This window comes from Rhodoferax sp. GW821-FHT07G04 (assembly GCF_059418585.1).
The window spans coordinates 586,090-602,970 of record NZ_JBWKQD010000002.1 but is presented as its reverse complement, the minus strand read 5'-3'; the positions used below and the strand labels follow the sequence as shown (position 1 = coordinate 602,970).

The 16,881-nt window shown below is 61.2% G+C and carries 14 protein-coding genes; 6 read left to right on the top strand and 8 right to left on the bottom strand.

The features are described 5' to 3' along the window. Window positions 1-8 precede the first annotated feature (8 nt). From AC07OO_RS11940 to ilvA, 4 genes are all read right to left on the bottom strand, one after another. On the bottom strand, window positions 9-1,334 hold the full coding sequence (locus AC07OO_RS11940; RefSeq protein WP_495082325.1) for a DUF1501 domain-containing protein: 1,326 nt from the start codon (window positions 1,332-1,334) through the stop codon (window positions 9-11). 13 nt (window positions 1,335-1,347) lie between these two features. After that, complete coding sequence (locus AC07OO_RS11935) at window positions 1,348-2,922, bottom strand: DUF1800 domain-containing protein (protein ID WP_495082324.1); 1,575 nt, start codon at window positions 2,920-2,922, stop codon at window positions 1,348-1,350. A gap of 137 nt (window positions 2,923-3,059) precedes the next feature. Then, window positions 3,060-3,956 (bottom strand): 5'-nucleotidase, encoded by an 897-nt coding sequence (locus AC07OO_RS11930; protein ID WP_495082323.1) that lies wholly within the window; start codon window positions 3,954-3,956, stop codon window positions 3,060-3,062. Window position 3,957: 1 nt separating this feature from the next. Then, on the bottom strand, window positions 3,958-5,562 hold the full coding sequence (gene ilvA / locus AC07OO_RS11925) for a threonine ammonia-lyase, biosynthetic (protein ID WP_495082322.1): 1,605 nt from the start codon (window positions 5,560-5,562) through the stop codon (window positions 3,958-3,960). 81 nt (window positions 5,563-5,643) lie between these two features. Here ilvA and AC07OO_RS11920 point away from each other — a divergent pair, with 81 nt between their 5' ends. Further along, window positions 5,644-6,093: an OsmC family protein gene (locus AC07OO_RS11920; protein WP_495082321.1), complete on the top strand. Its 450-nt coding sequence runs from the start codon at window positions 5,644-5,646 to the stop codon at window positions 6,091-6,093. A 21-nt stretch (window positions 6,094-6,114) separates the two neighbouring features. Here AC07OO_RS11920 and coq7 read toward each other — a convergent pair whose 3' ends face one another. Then, window positions 6,115-6,732, bottom strand: a complete 618-nt coding sequence (gene coq7, locus AC07OO_RS11915; RefSeq protein WP_495082320.1) for a 2-polyprenyl-3-methyl-6-methoxy-1,4-benzoquinone monooxygenase — start codon at window positions 6,730-6,732, stop codon at window positions 6,115-6,117. A gap of 253 nt (window positions 6,733-6,985) precedes the next feature. Between coq7 and AC07OO_RS11910 the strand changes: the two genes are divergently transcribed. Next, window positions 6,986-7,954, top strand: coding sequence for a porin (locus AC07OO_RS11910; RefSeq protein WP_495082319.1), 969 nt, complete (start codon window positions 6,986-6,988; stop codon window positions 7,952-7,954). A gap of 122 nt (window positions 7,955-8,076) precedes the next feature. On the opposite strand, the gene AC07OO_RS11905 is transcribed toward AC07OO_RS11910, so the two are convergent. Next, a complete protein-coding gene (locus tag AC07OO_RS11905; RefSeq protein WP_495082318.1) occupies window positions 8,077-8,925 on the bottom strand; it encodes a MurR/RpiR family transcriptional regulator in 849 nt (282 codons plus the stop codon). Window positions 8,926-8,981: 56 nt separating this feature from the next. Then, window positions 8,982-10,448 carry a glucose-6-phosphate dehydrogenase gene (gene zwf / locus AC07OO_RS11900; RefSeq protein ID WP_495082317.1) on the bottom strand — a complete coding sequence of 489 codons (1,467 nt, stop codon included), beginning with the start codon at window positions 10,446-10,448 and terminating at the stop codon, window positions 8,982-8,984. Between the two features lie 71 nt (window positions 10,449-10,519). Between zwf and tal the strand changes: the two genes are divergently transcribed. From tal to AC07OO_RS11880, 4 genes are read left to right on the top strand one after another with little or no spacing between them, the layout of a single operon-like run. Then, entirely contained in the window at window positions 10,520-11,467 is a 948-nt protein-coding gene (gene tal, locus AC07OO_RS11895; RefSeq protein WP_495082316.1) for a transaldolase, read from the top strand. A gap of 31 nt (window positions 11,468-11,498) precedes the next feature. Further along, window positions 11,499-13,067 carry a glucose-6-phosphate isomerase gene (gene pgi / locus AC07OO_RS11890; RefSeq protein WP_495082315.1) on the top strand — a complete coding sequence of 523 codons (1,569 nt, stop codon included), beginning with the start codon at window positions 11,499-11,501 and terminating at the stop codon, window positions 13,065-13,067. Beyond that, entirely contained in the window at window positions 13,064-14,317 is a 1,254-nt protein-coding gene (locus AC07OO_RS11885; RefSeq protein WP_495082314.1) for a winged helix-turn-helix domain-containing protein, read from the top strand. The genes pgi and AC07OO_RS11885 overlap by 4 nt, the downstream gene beginning before the upstream one ends. Then, a complete protein-coding gene (locus tag AC07OO_RS11880; RefSeq protein ID WP_495082313.1) occupies window positions 14,314-14,955 on the top strand; it encodes an HAD family hydrolase in 642 nt (213 codons plus the stop codon). The genes AC07OO_RS11885 and AC07OO_RS11880 overlap by 4 nt, the downstream gene beginning before the upstream one ends. Before the next feature lie 257 nt (window positions 14,956-15,212). Here AC07OO_RS11880 and groL read toward each other — a convergent pair whose 3' ends face one another. Beyond that, the gene (gene groL / locus AC07OO_RS11875; protein WP_495082312.1) at window positions 15,213-16,871 is read right to left on the bottom strand and encodes a chaperonin GroEL; all 1,659 of its coding nucleotides are present in this window, start codon (window positions 16,869-16,871) and stop codon (window positions 15,213-15,215) included. Between the last annotated feature and the right edge of the window lie 10 nt (window positions 16,872-16,881).

The window sequence follows — 16,881 nt, the reverse complement described above, 5'->3', positions numbered from 1 at the left end:
AAAAGGCCCTAGGCCTGCATCAAACCGTCCAGCGATTTATCCCAGCCAAAGCCGGGGAAAAGTTTGTCCAATTCGGCCGCGCTGAGGCCTTGGTTGGCACGCAGCACCTGGGCGAAAACCGCGCGGAAGTCATGGCGCACCGGCAGGTCGCGGCCCTCATGCAGATTGCCTTGGGCCAGCCCATCCCAGGCACCATGCCAGCGTCCACCTTTGACTTTGTTGCCCATGATCCACAGCGCATTGCCGTGGCCGTGGTCGGTGCCGCGGGTGCCGTTTTCCGCGGTGGTGCGGCCAAACTCGCTGCAGACCATGACCAGATCATTGGGTTGGGAGAAGTCGCGGCGCAATTGCACCAGGCTGGCAGCCAGATTGCCCAGGTTGTTGGCCAGGGCGCCGGTGACATTACCCTGGTTGGCGTGCGTGTCCCAACCACCAGCCGACAAAAAGCCCAGGCGCAGGCGCTTGTTCTGGCGCATCAGAGTGCCCAGGTGCTGCGCGTCCAATAGCAAGCCCTGGGCGGGGCCTGCCCCATTGTTGGCCGCCAGCATCTGTGCGCTGTCCATGGCATGGCCATCGGCATCCATGCTCAGCGTCGTAGCGGTTTGCGTGCGGCTGTCCGCGCCGGCGCGGAAGCTGCGCGACAACGCGTCGTCGCCCGCATACAGGTGCAGCACGGCATCGCGCGTGCGCTGATCGCCCAAGGCACCTTGGCGGGTTGCGGCTTGCCCTTTGGGCACCAGTTGTACGGCCGCGCCGCCGGACAATATCAGCGGGTTGGCCTCACCAACGCCCACTGCCATGGCATTCGTGCGTGGCACATTGGCTGTGGTGAGGTTGGGCCGCGTGTCGCTCTGCAAGCCTGCGAGGGTGTTCATCCAGCCATCGGCGTGGCTGCTCCTGCCGGGGATGCCGGTTTCCCAGTGGTGCTGGGCATCGAAATGGGAGCGTGTTGCATCGGGTGAGCCGGCAGCAGGCACCACGCCCAGTACGCCCTGTTGCCATAGCGGTAGCAGGGCTGCCATGGCAGGGTGCAGGCCGAATTGCTTGTCCAATGCCAGCGCGGTTTGGTTGCCACCATCGGGTTTGGGAATCGCAATGCTGGGGCGCAGCGCGTAGTAGTTGGGGTCGCCATGCGGCACCAAGGCGGACAGGCCATCGTAGGCGCCGCGCAAGAACACCAGCACCAGACGGCCGCCGCTGTTGTGTTTTTCGTTGCCTTGAGCCCATGCGCCGTGTGTGGCCCAGGCGGCGCAGGTGCCAGTCGCTGCCTGCAAAAACAGGCGGCGCGATGGGGCTGGGTTGGATGCGGGCCGTGTGGTGTTGCGGGTGGACATAGTGTTGGGCCTTTCACTTGTACATGAAGTCGGGGCTGGCCAGTACCAGCCCCGGGCGCAGACCTGGGGCCTCTTTGGCGACGGCATCGCGCGTGGCGGCGCTGAGGTAGGGCGTCAAAAAATCCAGGTCCGGTGCCTTGCGTGCGATTCCCAGGGCGTAGTCGGCGCGGCGGGTCAGTGCTTCGGGCACCAGCCAGGTGGCGGCATCGAACTTGTAGCCGTCCGGTGTCTGCCAGCCGTGTACGGGTTGACCGGCATTCGACAGAAAGCCCAGCGTCAGCACGATGTTGCGTCGATAAGACTCTTCGCCTATATGCTCCTGGGCAGCGCCTTGGGTCGCGGTGAGAGCTGAGCAGGCATAGTCCATCGGTGTCTTGAATAGGCGGTTTTCTGCCAACCAGAAGTCAGGGGAATCCAGCAGCGTGCGCATGACGGTGCGAAGATCGCCTTGGCTGGCGGTGAAACTGCGGCTGAGGCGCTGCACCAGCTCGGGTGACGGTTGATCACTGATAAAAAACTGGGCCAGTCGCAGACTGATGCGCTTGGCCGTGGATGGATGGCGCGCCAGCATGCGGATGGCGTCTTCGCCCTCGAGCACGCCACTGCGCGCCCCAGTTGTAGGAAAGCGCTGACCCAGCACCTGTTTGCTGTTGCGATCATGGAGGCGGGGTGCAAAACGAAAGCCCGAGGCGTCATCGCGTGCAACCGTCCAACCCGTGAGCACGCGGGCCAGTTCGCGCACATCGGTCTGGCTGTAACCACCGTCTACCCCCAGCGTATGCAACTCCATGAGTTCACGGGCGTAGTTTTCGTTGAGGCCGCGGGATTTGCCTTGCGGCCCCTGCGTGCCATCGGCCACGCTCTGGGCCTGGTCCAGATAAAGGAGCATGGCGGGGTGGCGGGCGCTGGCCAGCAGCAGGTCTTCAAACCGGCCCAGGGCATGGCGCCGCGCCACGTTGACGACGTAATGGCCGGTGAAGGGGCGCACGGCACCCTTGCCGCTGTAGACGTTGAAGTGGTTGAACCAGAACTCCGTCATGCGTGCCAGCAGTGGACTCTCCTGCTCCGGTTGGCTGCAACTGCTGAGCCGCCAAGCGGCCGCCTGCTGCATCAGCAAACGGCTGAAGTGCTCGACATCCCGAGGCTCGGAAAAGTCCATGCGCCTGGCCTGCATGGGTTCTTCGGCATTTTGTGCTTTGGCGCGGTTCTTGGCCCGCGATTCGCGCTCGTTGCGAAAGCCCTCGTAGATGCGTTGCAACGGCGCATTGAAATCGGCCAACTCGGGGGCAATGCGGGGCGCCTGCTGGCTGGCGGCGAAGGCGGCGTCCACTTGCTGCAGCGCCCAAGTACGCGCATTGGGGGCGACTTGAACAGCTTGCACCAGCGCGGCACTGGGACCATATCCCACACGGCTCATGGCCCGCCAGGCCTGGGCTTGGGGCGTAAGCTCGGATGGTGCTGTCGGGCGAGTGGCATTTTGCGCAAATGCCAGGTTGAAGCCCAGGCTGGTTGAAGTTATCAGTGTGTGCAACAACAGCTTGCGGCGGGACAGAGACGGCGTAGCGGCAGAGGTGTTGTGGGTCATCATGGGCTTGTCCTTCCGTCGTGTCGTCAAACGTTATGGCCTAACGCGATTACACGCCGGGCAGACGACCGCTGGTGCAGCCTTTACAAAGGTTTACCCCCGCTTTAGCCCGTCGCTACAGCCGGCGCCGGGAACGCCCGCTAACCGTTGCGTACGCCGCTGACAACATGGCCCGATGGCACGTGCCGCGCTGCCGATTCGATGTGGCCGGTCTGGTCGTCAAAGAAGAAATCAGGCTCGAATTCACGCAGGAATTCGCCCTTGTCCAGGCCGCCCAGGAACATGGCCTCGTCCACGTCGATGTTCCAGTTCATCAGCGTGAGGATGGCACGCTCATGTGCTGGTGCACTGCGCGCGGTGACCAAGGCGGTACGGATTCGCATGTGCGGAATGTTGGCCTGCTGCATGCGGTGCAGTGCCACCAGCAGGGGCTTGAAGGGGCCATCGGGCAGGGGCTGGGCCACGTGTTCCTGCTCGTGCTGCTGGAAGGCAGAGAGGCCGCCGCTTTGGTAGACCTGCTCAGCCTCGTCGCTGAACAGCACGGCGTCACCGTCAAAGGCAATGCGCACTTCGGTGGGGTGCGCGTCACTGGCATGGGCGCTGTGCGGGTACACCTGAGCCGCCGGTACGCCAGCGGCCAACGCCGCACGAACATCGCTGAGGTGGGTGCTCAAAAACAAATTGGCATGCAGGGGCTTGAGGTAGCGCCAGGGTGATTCACCCCGCGTGAAATTGCCGCGCTGGATGGACAGACCGTAGTGTTGGGCGGAGCGAAACACCCGCATGCCGCTGACCGGGTCGTTGCGCGAGAGGATGACCACCTCCACACGCTGCGAAGGGGTTTCGTTGAAGGCCAGCAGCTTCTGCACCAGCGAGAATGCCACGCCGGGCTTGGCCGGCACATTCAGGCGCTGGCGCTGCAGCTCCATGTAGGCGCGGTCGTCGTTCTCTTCGAAGACCTGGTTTTCTTCTTCGAAGTCGAACAGGGCGCGGCTGGATATCGCCACCACCAATTTACCGTCCAGAGAAATGCCCATGTCAGCTCTGCAAAAACATGCGGTACACCGGGTTGTCGGTCTCTTCCACGTAGGGGTAGTCCAGGGTCTGCAGGAACTTGGCAAAGGCCTTGTCATCGGCCTTGGGCACTTGCAGCCCGACCAGGATGCGGCCATAGTCCGCGCCTTGGTTGCGGTAGTGGAACAGGCTGATGTTCCAGCCGGGGCGCATCAGGCTCAGGAACTTCATCAGGGCACCGGGCCGCTCGGGAAACACAAAGCGCAAGAGGCGTTCGTCATGGGCCAGCGCAGAATGGCCGCCCACCATGTGGCGAATATGCTCCTTGGCCAGTTCGTCGTGCGTCAGGTCGAGTGTGGCGAATTGGTGTTTGGTGAAATTCGCGGCAATTTTTTGCGACTCGCCCTTGCCGTGCGTGGTCAGTCCCACGAACACATGGGCCTTGGCCGAGTCACTGATGCGGTAGTTGAACTCGGTCACGTTGCGTGGGCCACCTGGCAACTCACCGATCAGTCCGCAAAAGCGTTTGAAGCTGCCCTGTTCTTCAGGGATGGTGACGGCAAACAAGGCCTCGCGTTCCTCGCCCACTTCGGCCCGCTCGGCGACAAAGCGCAGACGATCAAAGTTCATATTGGCGCCGCACAAAATGGCCGCGTACGTTTCGCCTTTGGTCTTGTGCGTAATCACGTATTGTTTGACGGCGGCGACAGCCATGGCACCCGAGGGTTCAACGATGCTGCGGGTGTCAACAAAGATGTCTTTGATGGCCGCACACACCGCGTCGGTATCCACAACGATGAATTCATCGACCAATCCGCGCGTAATGCGAAAGGTCTCTTCGCCGACCAGTTTCACAGCCGTGCCATCGGCAAACAGACCCACGTCGTTCAGCGTCACGCGTTTCTTGGCGTTCACCGATTGCAGCATCGCGTCGGAGTCGCTGGTTTGTACACCGATGACCCTGATGCGCGGATCCACGGCCTTGATGTAATTCGCCACACCGGAAATCAGACCCCCACCACCAATTGCGACAAACACGGCGTCAAGCGCGGGGCGGGCCGTCGTGTCTTGGGTGCTGGCAGCGCCACGCTTGTGCAGCGCCTGCACCTGGCGCAGCAATTCCATCGCGATGGTGCCTTGCCCGGCGATCACATCGGGATCGTCAAAAGGGTGGACAAAGGTCAGCCCCTGCTTTTGCTGCAGGGTCAGCGAATGGGCATAGGCGTCTGAATAGCTGTCGCCATGCAAAACCACCTCGCCGCCAAAGCCGCGCACCGCGTCTACCTTGACCTGGGGCGTTGTCGTGGGCATCACGATGACGGCACGCGTGCCGAGCTTGTGTGCGCTCAGTGCTACGCCCTGGGCATGGTTGCCGGCCGAAGCACAAATAACACCTTTGGACAACTGCGAAGCGCTGAGCTGAGCCATCTTGTTGTAGGCGCCACGCAGCTTGAAGCTGCGAACCGGTTGCTGGTCTTCGCGCTTGAGCAGCACGGTGTTATGCAGGCGCTTGCCCAATTGCTTGGCGGGGTCCAGTGCCGACTCGATGGCGACATCGTAAACGCGGGCAGTCAGGATCTTTCGGAGGTAATCGTCAGGCTTCAGGTGTTTGTGTGTTTTGGTCGTCATGGCGCAGCGGCAAGTGTTGACGCATGATAATCGCCGCCATGCCGCGCATGCGGTTTGCGACGTACGCCAAGGAGTGAGAACATGGAATGCACTGTTAGTTGGACCGGGGGCTCAAACACACGCTCGGCCATGGGTTTTGTGGCCGAAACGGGTAGCGGCCACACGCTGGTTATGGACGGAGCCCCTGATGTTGACAAGCCGGAAAACGGGGGGCAAAACCTGGCGCCCAGGCCTATGGAAACTGTGTTGGCCGGTACAGGCGGTTGTACGGCCTACGACGTCGTACTGATATTGAAGCGCGGCCGCCATGCCGTGAAGGGTTGCAGCGTCAAGCTCTCCGCCGAACGTGCCCAGACCGAGCCCAAGGTGTTCACCAAAATCCACATGCATTTCACCGTGACCGGCAAGGGCGTGCCAGCGGTGGCTGTGGAGAGGGCTGTGGCGCTGAGCCACGAAAAATACTGCTCCGCCAGCATCATGCTGGCCAAGACAGCAGAGATCACGACCAGTTTTGAGGTGCTGGAGGCCTAAGCCGGTGGCCTCAGCGGGCGTTTAAACGTGGTGCGCGACTGTCGTCATGACCTTGGCTGCCGCCCGCATCATGTCTTTGACGGGCTGTGGCAATTCCATCGCCCCGGCGTCTCGGGCGGCCTGGGCGTGGGCCAATTCGTCGTCCCGCATCTGCGCCACTATGGCGCGGGAGGCATGGTCACCCGGCGGCAATTGCTCTAAATGACTTTGCAAGTGAGCGCCAACTTGGACTTCTGTTTCCACTACAAAACCTAGACTGACTTTATCTCCCAGCCGGCCTGCCAATAGCCCCAGACCAAAGGCGCCGGCGTACCACAGCGGATTGAGCAGGGAAGGTCGGGCATCCAACTCGGCCAAACGCTGGGCCGTCCAGGCCAGATGGTCGGTTTCTTCCACACTGGCCTGCGCGAAATGCGCACGCAGCGCCGGATTGCTGGTAGATAGCGCCTGAGCCGTATATAACGCTTGGGCGCACACCTCGCCCACATGGTTAACCCGCATCAATGCAGCGGAGGCGCGGCTTTCCGCGGAATCCAGCTCGGTTGCCTGGTCCGCCAGGGTGGGACAGGCTTGGGCCGCATGGGGTCGGGCGAACAGGGTTCGCAGGGCGGAATCGGCGGCATTTAGCAGCGAATCCATAGGGGGAACTCCGTAAAAAGATCAAGCCGTCAGTCTAGCGCGATTGCGGTGTTGGACAGGGGAAACAAATTGTTGCAACCCTGCAACGGAAGCCCTTGGATTTCGGGTTTTTCCGGCCTTTTTGGGGTCAATGCTTTGCCAAACCGGCATGGGTCTGGTGCAATAGACCCAACTTCCTGAACTAGGAGGTTGGCCCGGGGTTCCGATCCCCTTGGACCTGAGCCCGCTGTTTAACCTTTTTGAGAAACCCGAAATGAAAAAAACCCTCATCGCTTTGGCCGTTCTGGCCGCTTCCAGCGCCTCGATGGCGCAAGTAACTCTGTACGGCGTGGCTGACGTTTCGCTGGGCGCTATCGGCAACGTTCCTGGCGTGAAGAGCGACCTGAACATGAAGACCAACGACCTGCACAACGACGGCAACAGCCGTTGGGGCATCAAGGTTGTTGAAGACCTCGGTGGCGGCCTGAAGGCTACTGCCCAATTCGAACAAAACATCGACTACTCCACCGGTGGTACAACTACTGCTGACGCTCGTTACGCTTACTTGGCTCTGGACGGTGGTTTCGGCCGTATCAAGGCTGGCCGTACTCTGTCTCCTTCCTTCTTCGGCGTTGCTGCTTGGGAACTGACTGGCGCTGCTAACTTCTCCGCAGTGGCTAACCAATTCGGTTTCGCTGGTGCCGGTTCGCGTAACAGCCGTGAATTCAGCTACACCACACCTAACCTGGGTGGTTTCACAGCTCAATTCGGTTACATCACTGAAATCGACGGCATCGAAAACGGTGGCCTGGGCAGCAAGTTCGACATGAACGCTGTGTACTCCGGCGGCCCCTTGGCTGTTGGCCTGTCCTACTGGAAGAACGATAAGGTTGCAGCCGGTGCTTCCACCGACGGCAACTACTCCCTGGGTGCTAGCTACAACTTCGGTTCCTTCGTGTTGGCTGGTAGCTGGCAAGATTCCGCTGGTCCTTCCCAAGGTTGGTCTCTGGGTGCCTCCATCCCAGTTGGCGCTTGGAAGTTCACAGTTGACATCGCTCAAGACACCGGCTTTGACGACACCGACTACCTGGTGTACGCTGGCTACAGCCTGAGCAAGCGCACCACTGTGTACGCTGACTACCGTCGTGACGGTAAGTCCAACAAGCTGCCTTCTGGCGCTGCTGCTGTGAAGTCCGCTGTTGATGCAGACATCTACGGCGTTGGCATCCGCATGAACTTCTAATCTGACGCTGGCTTATGCCAGCTGACGGTTTAAAGTCAAAAACCCCCGCTACGGCAACGTAGCGGGGGTTTTGTCATTTGCGGAGTATTGAGCGCTGAGTAATGGAAGTTAGCGCTATTGCGTCAGGTGTAGCGCTTGCTGCGCAAGTTGCCCTTCATTTCGCGCAACAGGGGTTGCAGCGTGCCACCGCCTATGCGCAAGGCCACACAGGTCGCCAAAATGTCGATGATCATCAGATGCAGCAGGCGGGAGACCATGGGGCTGTATTTGTCAAAGCTCTCCGGGTGGTCGGCACTCAGGTGTATGTGGCCAGCACTGGCCAAGGGCGAGCCACTGGCCGTGATGACAATGGTGGTAGCGCCATTCTTGCGGGCAATATCGCAGGCATCCATCAGGTCGCGTGTGCGGCCCGAGTTGCTGATGACCACGACGCAATCACCCGGCCCCAGCGTGGAAGCGCTCATGACCTGCATGTGGCCATCGCTGAAAGACACGGTGTGTACACCCAGTCGGAAGAATTTGTGCTGCGCATCCTGCGCCACGACGCCGGAGTTGCCGACACCGAAGAACTGGATGCGGTGTTTGCCATCGTAGGCCGCCATCAGGGCCACCACGGCCTTTTCCAGCGCAATGGTGCTGGCTTCATTGCGGTATTTCAAAAAGGCAGCCACCGTGTTGTCGATGACCTTGACCATGACGTCTGAGGTCTTGTCGTCGGTGTCCACACTCCGGTGAATGAAGGGCACGCCTTCGTTGACGGTACCGGCCAACTTGCGCTTGAAATCGGCCAAGCCGTCGTACCCCACGCTGCGGCAGAAGCGCACCACGGTGGGCTTGCTGACGTGGGCACGGTCGGCCAGCATGCTGACGGGTAGTTTCGCAAAGGCACGCGGGTCGGCCAGGCACAGCTTGCCCACGCGCTGTTCCGCTGGCGCCAATGAGGGCAGAGCGGCCTGGATGCGGTCTAGCATGGCAAGCGGCTACCAAGGCGGTAGGCAGAGCTACAAGCGGGGGATTTCATCTCTGTTTAGCTTTCTTCAGACCAGCAATAGCCATCGCGCGCAATCATAGCGCTCGATGCGCTAGGCCCCCAACTACCAGCCGCATACAGGCGCGGACCTTGGGCATCGCTGGCCCAGTGGTTCATGATGGGCTCAACCCAGCGCCAGGCTTCTTCCTGCTCATCGCTGCGCACAAACAGGTTCAGGCGGCCATCAATCACGTCCAGCAGCAGGCGCTCGTAGGCGCCTACCCGCTCGGAACCAAAGCGTTTGTCAAAGTCCAGATCCAGTTGCACGGGCACCAGTGCCTGCGCGGCACCGGCCTTGGCCTGGCGGTTGTTTTGGCCTTGCGCCAACAGGTGCAGCTCCAGCCCGTCCTTAGGCTGCAGGTTGATTACCAAGCTGTTGGCAACACCCACTTGGGAATTGAAAATCGCGTGGGGGGTCGGCCGGAAGTTGACGACGATGTGCGCATCGCGCTCCGCCAGGCGCTTGCCGGTGCGGATATAGAACGGCACACCGGCCCAGCGCCAGTTGGCGATCTCGGTGCGCAGTGCGACAAAGGTCTCGGTATTGCTTTGCGGGTTGACGCCCAACTCTTCGCGGTAGCCCGGCACCTTGGCACCATCGATGCTGCCACTGGAATATTGCCCGCGCACCACATCTTGCACCAACGACTCTTGGGTCCAGGGCTTCAGCGAGCGCAGCACCTTGAGCTTCTCGTCGCGGATGGCATCCGCATGCGAGTTGATGGGCGGCTCCATGCCGATGGCGCACAGCAGTTGCAGCGCATGGTTCTGCACCATGTCGCGCAGCGCGCCGGTGGTCTCGTAGAAGGCGCCACGCTTCTCCACACCCAGCTCTTCGGAGATCGTGATCTGGATATTGGCGATGTGCTCACGGCGCCACAGCGGTTCAAACAGTGCATTGCCGAAACGCAGCGCAAAGAGATTCTGCACCGCGGGCTTGCCCAGGTAGTGGTCGATGCGGAAGACCTGCTTTTCCTCGAAATACTGGCGCACCGTGTGGTTGATGGCGCGGTTGGATGCCAGGTCGTGGCCCAGCGGCTTCTCCAGCACGATGCGGGTGTGCGGCGTGTTCAGCTTGGCAGCGGCCAGTTGCTCGCAAATCGTCGTAAACAGACTGGGCGCAGTGGCCAGGTACATGACCACGGTGTTGGCATTGCGGGCTTGCAGTGTGCTGGCCAGGTTGGCGTAATCCTCGGGCTTGGAGAGGTCCATGCGGACAAACTCCAGCAGGGCCGCAAAACGGGCAAATTCTTCCGCACTGGGGCGTTTCGAGAGATCCACCTTGTCAAAACGCGACTGGATCAGGCTTCTGTATTGCTCCGCACTGAGGTCATCCCGGCCGACGCCGATGATGCGTCCGCCCTCGGGCAGGGAGCCATGGCGAAATGCCTGAAACAGTGCAGGCATGAGTTTGCGCCAGGCCAGATCACCCGTGCCACCGAACAAGACAAGATCAAAGCTCATAGAAGAAAAATTTTTGAGTTACATGAAAGAAGACGCAGTAATGTAACTTTGTTTCACAGATAATTCAACCCATGAATCAACTCGACGCACTCAAAGCCCTTACCACCGTCGTGGCAGACACCGGCGACTTCAAGCAACTCAGCGCCTTCCAGCCACAGGACGCCACCACCAATCCCTCGCTGATCCTCAAGGCGGTCCAGAAGCCGGATTACGCGCCTTTGCTCAAGGACACGGTTGCCCAGTTCCGCGACCGGCCGCTAGATGAAACTATGGACCGCCTGCTGGTGCGTTTTGGGTGTGAAATCCTGTCCATCATCCCCGGCCGTGTGTCCACCGAAGTCGACGCCCGCTTGAGCTTCGACACCAACGCCACCGTGGCGCGCGGTGAGCGCCTCATCGAGCTGTACCAGGCGCAAGGCATCCACATCGACCGCGTACTGATCAAGGTCGCAGCCACCTGGGAAGGCATCCAGGCCGCCGAGCAGCTGGAGCGCAAAGGCATCCACACCAACCTGACGCTGCTGTTTGCGTTCTGCCAGGCCGTAGCCTGCGGCCAGGCCAAGGTGCAACTGATCTCGCCCTTTGTCGGTCGCATCTACGACTGGTACAAGAAGTCCGCCGGCGCTGCGTGGGTAGAGGCCGAGCGCGCTGGTGCCAACGACCCCGGCGTGCAATCGGTCACCCAGATCTACAACTACTACAAGAAGTTCGGCATTGCCACCGAAGTCATGGGCGCCAGCTTCCGCAATGTGGGCCAGATCACCGCGCTGGCGGGGTGTGACCTGCTGACCATCAGCCCCGACCTGCTGGCCACTCTGGCCGCCACCGAGGCACCCTTGACGCAGGCATTGGACGCCACCCGTGCCCAGCAGCTGGACCTGCAGCAAGTGCACTACGACGAGGCCGGTTTCCGCTTCGCGCTGAACGAAGACGCCATGGCCACCGAGAAGCTGGCCGAAGGCATCCGCGCTTTCTGTGTCGATGCCGTCAAGCTGGAACAGCTGATGCTGGCTGCCTAAACCCCTTCCCAAGTTCTGGAAATTTGCCCCCATGACCCGTGTACGTTGTGACCGCTCCGCCGCCTGGGGTGCGCTAGAAGCCGCTTTTGCCAACGGCGCCCGCGCGCTGGACCTGCGCCAAGCCTTTGCCAGTGACGCGGAGCGTTTTGCGCGTTTTAGCCAGTCTGCCCCCCATGTGTTTGCGGACCTGTCCAAGAACCTGCTGGACGCCGACACCGAAGCCCTGCTGCTGCAACTCGCGCGCGAATGCGGCGTGGAAGCGCACCGCGACGCCATGTTTGCCGGCGAGGCCATCAACAGCACCGAAAACCGTGCAGTGATGCATTGGCTTTTGCGAAATCCGCCGCTAGCCCTCACCAATGCTGACGGTAAAGCTATTAAAAGCGTAGCGGTCGAATTGACCCGGGTGCACACCACGCTGGATGCCATGCTGGCCTATGCGCAAAGTGTGCGCGACGATGCCGCCATCACCGACGTCGTCAACATTGGCATCGGCGGCTCGGACCTGGGCCCGCAGATGGCGGTGCTGGCGCTGGATGCGTTTGTGATTCCAGGCAAGCGTTTCCATTTCGTATCCAACGTCGATGGCCATGAGCTGGACGCGGTGCTACAGACACTCAAGCCCGAGAACACGCTGTTTCTGATCGCCAGCAAGACCTTCACCACTATCGAGACCATGACCAATGCCCGCTCGGCCAAGGCCTGGTTCGCGGCGCAGGGCGGCACGGATACAGCGCGGCACTTTGCAGCTCTGACGACGAACGTAGAAGCGGCCCAAGCCTTTGGCATCAGCACCACCTTTGGTTTTTGGGATTGGGTGGGCGGCCGTTATTCGCTGTGGTCGGCCATCGGCCTGCCGTTGGCGATTGCGATTGGGCCGGAAGGCTTCCGCGCCTTCCTGGCCGGTGCGCATGACATGGACGGGCATTTCCGCACCGCGCCGCTGGCCAACAACCTGCCGGTACGCCTGGGGCTGTTGGATGTGTGGTACCGCAATTTCCATGGTTTCACCAGCCGCAGCATTGCGCCCTACCACCCGGCGTTGAAGCGGTATCCGGCCTACTTGCAGCAGCTGGAGATGGAGAGCAACGGCAAGCGCGTGGACGCTGCCGGCGAGGCCCTGCCGTTTGCAACATCGCCCGCGCTGTGGGGCGAGCCGGGCACGAATGGCCAGCATGCCTACTTCCAGATGCTGCACCAGGGGACCGATGTGGTGCCGGTGGAGTTCGTCGCGGTCAAGAAGGCGCGCCATGTGCTGCCCGGCCACCAGACGCTGTTGCTGGCCAATGTGCTGGCGCAGGCGCAGGCGTTGATGGTGGGCAAGGACGTTGCTGGAGGGCACAAATACTTCACAGGCAACCGGCCGAGCACCTTCCTGCTGTTGGACGAGTTGACGCCCACGACGCTGGGCGCCTTGATCGCCTTGCAAGAGCACCGCGTGTTTGTCAGTGGCTCCATATGGGGCATCAACAGTTTTGACCAGTGGGGTGTGGAGCTGGGCAAGGTCTTGGCCAAGGATGTGGAAGCCCGTCTGCTCAGTGGCGATGCCACGGGGCTTGATGGGTCTACGGCAGGCCTCCTGCAGCGCCTTCGGTCATGATGCTCGCGCTCCAGCAGGCGCGGGCGCTGCATCTTGCAGCACAGGGTTTGCTGGTGCCTCCCGCCAAGACTGCTACGCGCGCGGCGTTACGGGCCACGGTTGCGCGCATGGGCTTGCTACAGATCGACACCATCCATGTGGTGGCGCGCAGTCCGTATCTGGTGCTGTTCTCTCGGCTGGGGCATTACCCCCGCAACTGGTTGGAGGACACGCTGGCTGCTGGCCATGTTTTCGAGACCTGGGCCCACGAGGCCTGCTTTGCGCCGGCGGACGACCTGCTGCTGCACCGCACCTACAACCGCAGCGCGCGCAGCCATTGGGGGCTGGCCAATGGGCAAAAGACGCAGGCATCCCACCGACCGCATCTGGACAAGCTGCTGGCCCATATCCGCGACAAAGGGCCGGTGAAGTCATCCGACTTCGAGCGCACCGAAGGGCAAGGCGGCGCCTGGTGGGGTTGGAAGGACGAGAAGCGCTGGCTGGAGGCCTTGTTTGCCAGCGGCGAGCTGATGGTGGCGCGGCGCGACAACTTCCACCGTGTCTACGATCTCAGCGAGCGTGTTGCTCCAGCGGCGCTGGCGTTGGAGGCCGCTGCCGCGGCGCTGGATGCACAGCAGATCCACGACCAATTTATCGAGCGCTCCATCGCCGCGCTGGGCATCACGCAGGCCCGTTGGGTGCATGACTACTTCCGCATCAAGCCGCGCTTGAAGGACGCCGATCTGGATGCGCTGGTGGATGCCGGCCGCGTGCTGCGTGTAGCGGTGGAGGGCTGGGATGCGCCGGCTTACGTGCACCACGACCACCGCGCGCTGCTGAAGAAGGCGGCCAAAGGCCAGTTGGAGGCCACGCACACCGCGCTACTGTCGCCCTTTGACCCGGTGGTCTGGGACCGCGAGCGTGGCACCGGTCTGTTTGATTTTGACTACCGGCTGGAGTGCTACACGCCCGAGGCCAAGCGCACCTATGGCTACTTTGTGCTGCCCATCCTGTGCCAGGGCGAACTGATCGGCCGCCTGGACGCCAAGGCGCACCGGGCCGAGGGCGTGTTCGAGGTCAAGGCCCTGCATGCCCAAGCGGGCAAGAAGTGGAGCGAGGACCAGGTGCAGGCCGTGGCTGGGGCTATTGCCGACTGTGCGGCCTGGCATGACACCCCCACCGTGCGCATTGCGCGCACCCAGCCGGCGGGTCTGAAAGCCGCATTGACGCGGGCCATCAAGGCCCAAGCATTCGAGAAAAAATCTGCATGAATTTCGTATTTGATTTTGGCGCTGTGTTGTTCACGTGGAAGCCAGCCGAGTTGATTGCCGAGTGCTTTCCTGAGCAGGCGGGTACCGCCGAGGCTGCGGCTGAGTTGGCGCGCGCGGTGTTTTCCCACGCAGACTGGAGCAGCTTTGACCAGGGCTTGCTAGCCATGGATGTGGTGATCGCGCGTACCTCGGAGCGCCTGGGTTTGGATGCCCAGGCGTTGCGAGCGTTGGTTGAGAGCATCGGCGACCGCCTGCAGCCCATACCGCAGACCGTGGCGCTGCTGGCGCAGTTGCACGCACTACGCAGCCACCAATCTGAATTACGCTTGTACTACCTGTCGAACATGCCCGAACCCTACGCCCGCGAACTGGAGCGCCGACATGCTTTTTTGCGGTGCTTTGACGGCGGCCTCTTCTCCGGCGACGTGCAACACAACAAGCCCGACCCCGCAATCTTTCAGTTGCTGCAATCCCGCTACGCGCTGAACCCCGCACAGACGTTGTTCATCGACGACCTGCTGGCCAACGTGATGGCCGCCCGCGCCCAGGGCTGGCACGCGGTGCAGTTTGAGTCGGCCCAGCAATTGCAGGAGCATATTTCTACCCAATTTGGGTTTGTTGAGGCGATTTCCAACTGAATCCAAAGTAAATAATGCTCTAGTCCTCGTAGGATATGAATATATAGCTATTAAAACAGTAGCAACCTGAATGCAGTGAGCAACAAAAAACCCGCCAGATTCGCATCTGCCGGGTTTTTTTGTTGTTGGCAGAGAAGCGCCAGAAGCGCAACTCGACGCAGCATGGCGATCTGCAGCTAGGCGTTTGGGCGCAGACAGTAGCAGCGCTACGGCAAGCCCAAACAACGACGCTGTAGGTCGTCAGGCAAGGAGCACGTTTACATGCCCATGCCGCCCATGCCGCCCATTCCACCCATGTCGCCGCCCATGCCGCCACCCATGCCACCAGCAGCTTCGTCCTTCGGAGCTTCGGCAACCATGCACTCGGTTGTCAGCATCAAAGAAGCCACGGAAGCTGCGTTTTGCAGTGCAGTGCGTGTCACCTTGGTGGGGTCCAGGATACCCATTTCGATCATGTCGCCATACGTGTCGTTGGCGGCATTGAAACCGTAGTTGCCCTTGCCGGACAACACTGCGTTCACCACCACGGAGGCTTCGCCACCGGCGTTGAACACGATTTCGCGCAGGGGGGCTTCGATGGCCTTCAACACCAGCTTGATACCGGCGTCTTGGTCAGCGTTGGCACCCTTGATCTCGCCAGCGGCTTGCTTGGCGCGCAGCAGTGCAACACCGCCACCAGCCACAATGCCTTCTTCCACAGCAGCGCGGGTAGCGTGCAGGGCGTCTTCCACGCGGGCCTTCTTTTCCTTCATTTCGACTTCGGTGGCAGCGCCAACCTTGATCACGGCAACACCGCCAGCCAGCTTGGCCACGCGCTCTTGCAGCTTTTCACGGTCGTAGTCGGAAGTCGCTTCTTCGATTTGCACGCGGATTTGCTTGACGCGGGCTTCGATGTCTGCAGCCACGCCGGCGCCGTCGATGATGGTGGTGTTTTCCTTGCCCACTTCGATGCGCTTGGCCGAGCCCAGGTCTGCCAAAGTCACTTTTTCCAGCGACAGGCCGACTTCTTCAGCAATAACCTTGCCGCCGGTCAGGATGGCGATGTCTTCCAGCATGGCCTTGCGGCGGTCGCCGAAGCCAGGGGCCTTGACAGCCACAACCTTCAAGATACCGCGCAGGGTGTTGACCACCAAAGTTGCCAGGGCTTCGCCATCGACATCTTCAGCAATGATCAGCAGGGGACGGCCAGCCTTGGCGACTTGCTCCAGCGTGGGCAGCAGGTCACGGATGTTGCTGATCTTCTTGTCGAACAGCAGCACGAAGGGGTTGTCCAGCAAAGCGGCTTGCTTTTCGGGGTTGTTGATGAAGTAGGGGGACAGGTAGCCGCGGTCGAATTGCATGCCTTCGACGACGTCCAGTTCGTTTTGCAGGCTCTTGCCGTCTTCGACGGTGATGACGCCTTCCTTGCCGACCTTGTCCATGGCGTTGGCGATGATGTCGCCGATGCTGGAGTCAGAGTTGGCGGAAATGGAACCCACTTGGGCGATTTCCTTGGAGGTGGTGGTGGGCTTGGAGGCGGCCTTCAGTTGGGCGATCAGGGCTTCCACAGCCTTGTCGATACCGCGCTTCAGGTCCATGGGGTTCATGCCGGCGGCCACGTACTTCATGCCTTCGCGCACGATGGCTTGGGCCAGCACGGTAGCGGTTGTGGTGCCGTCACCAGCGTTGTCAGATGTCTTGGAAGCAACTTCCTTGACCATCTGTGCGCCCATGTTTTGCAGCTTGTCTTTGAGTTCGATTTCCTTGGCCACGGACACACCGTCCTTGGTCACGGTGGGGGCGCCGAAGGAGCGCTCCAGAACCACGTTACGGCCCTTGGGGCCCAGTGTCACCTTGACCGCGTTGGCCAGGATGTTCACGCCTTCAACCATGCGTGCGCGGGCTTCGCCGCCGAAAATTACGTCTTTTGCTGCCATTTTGTTACTC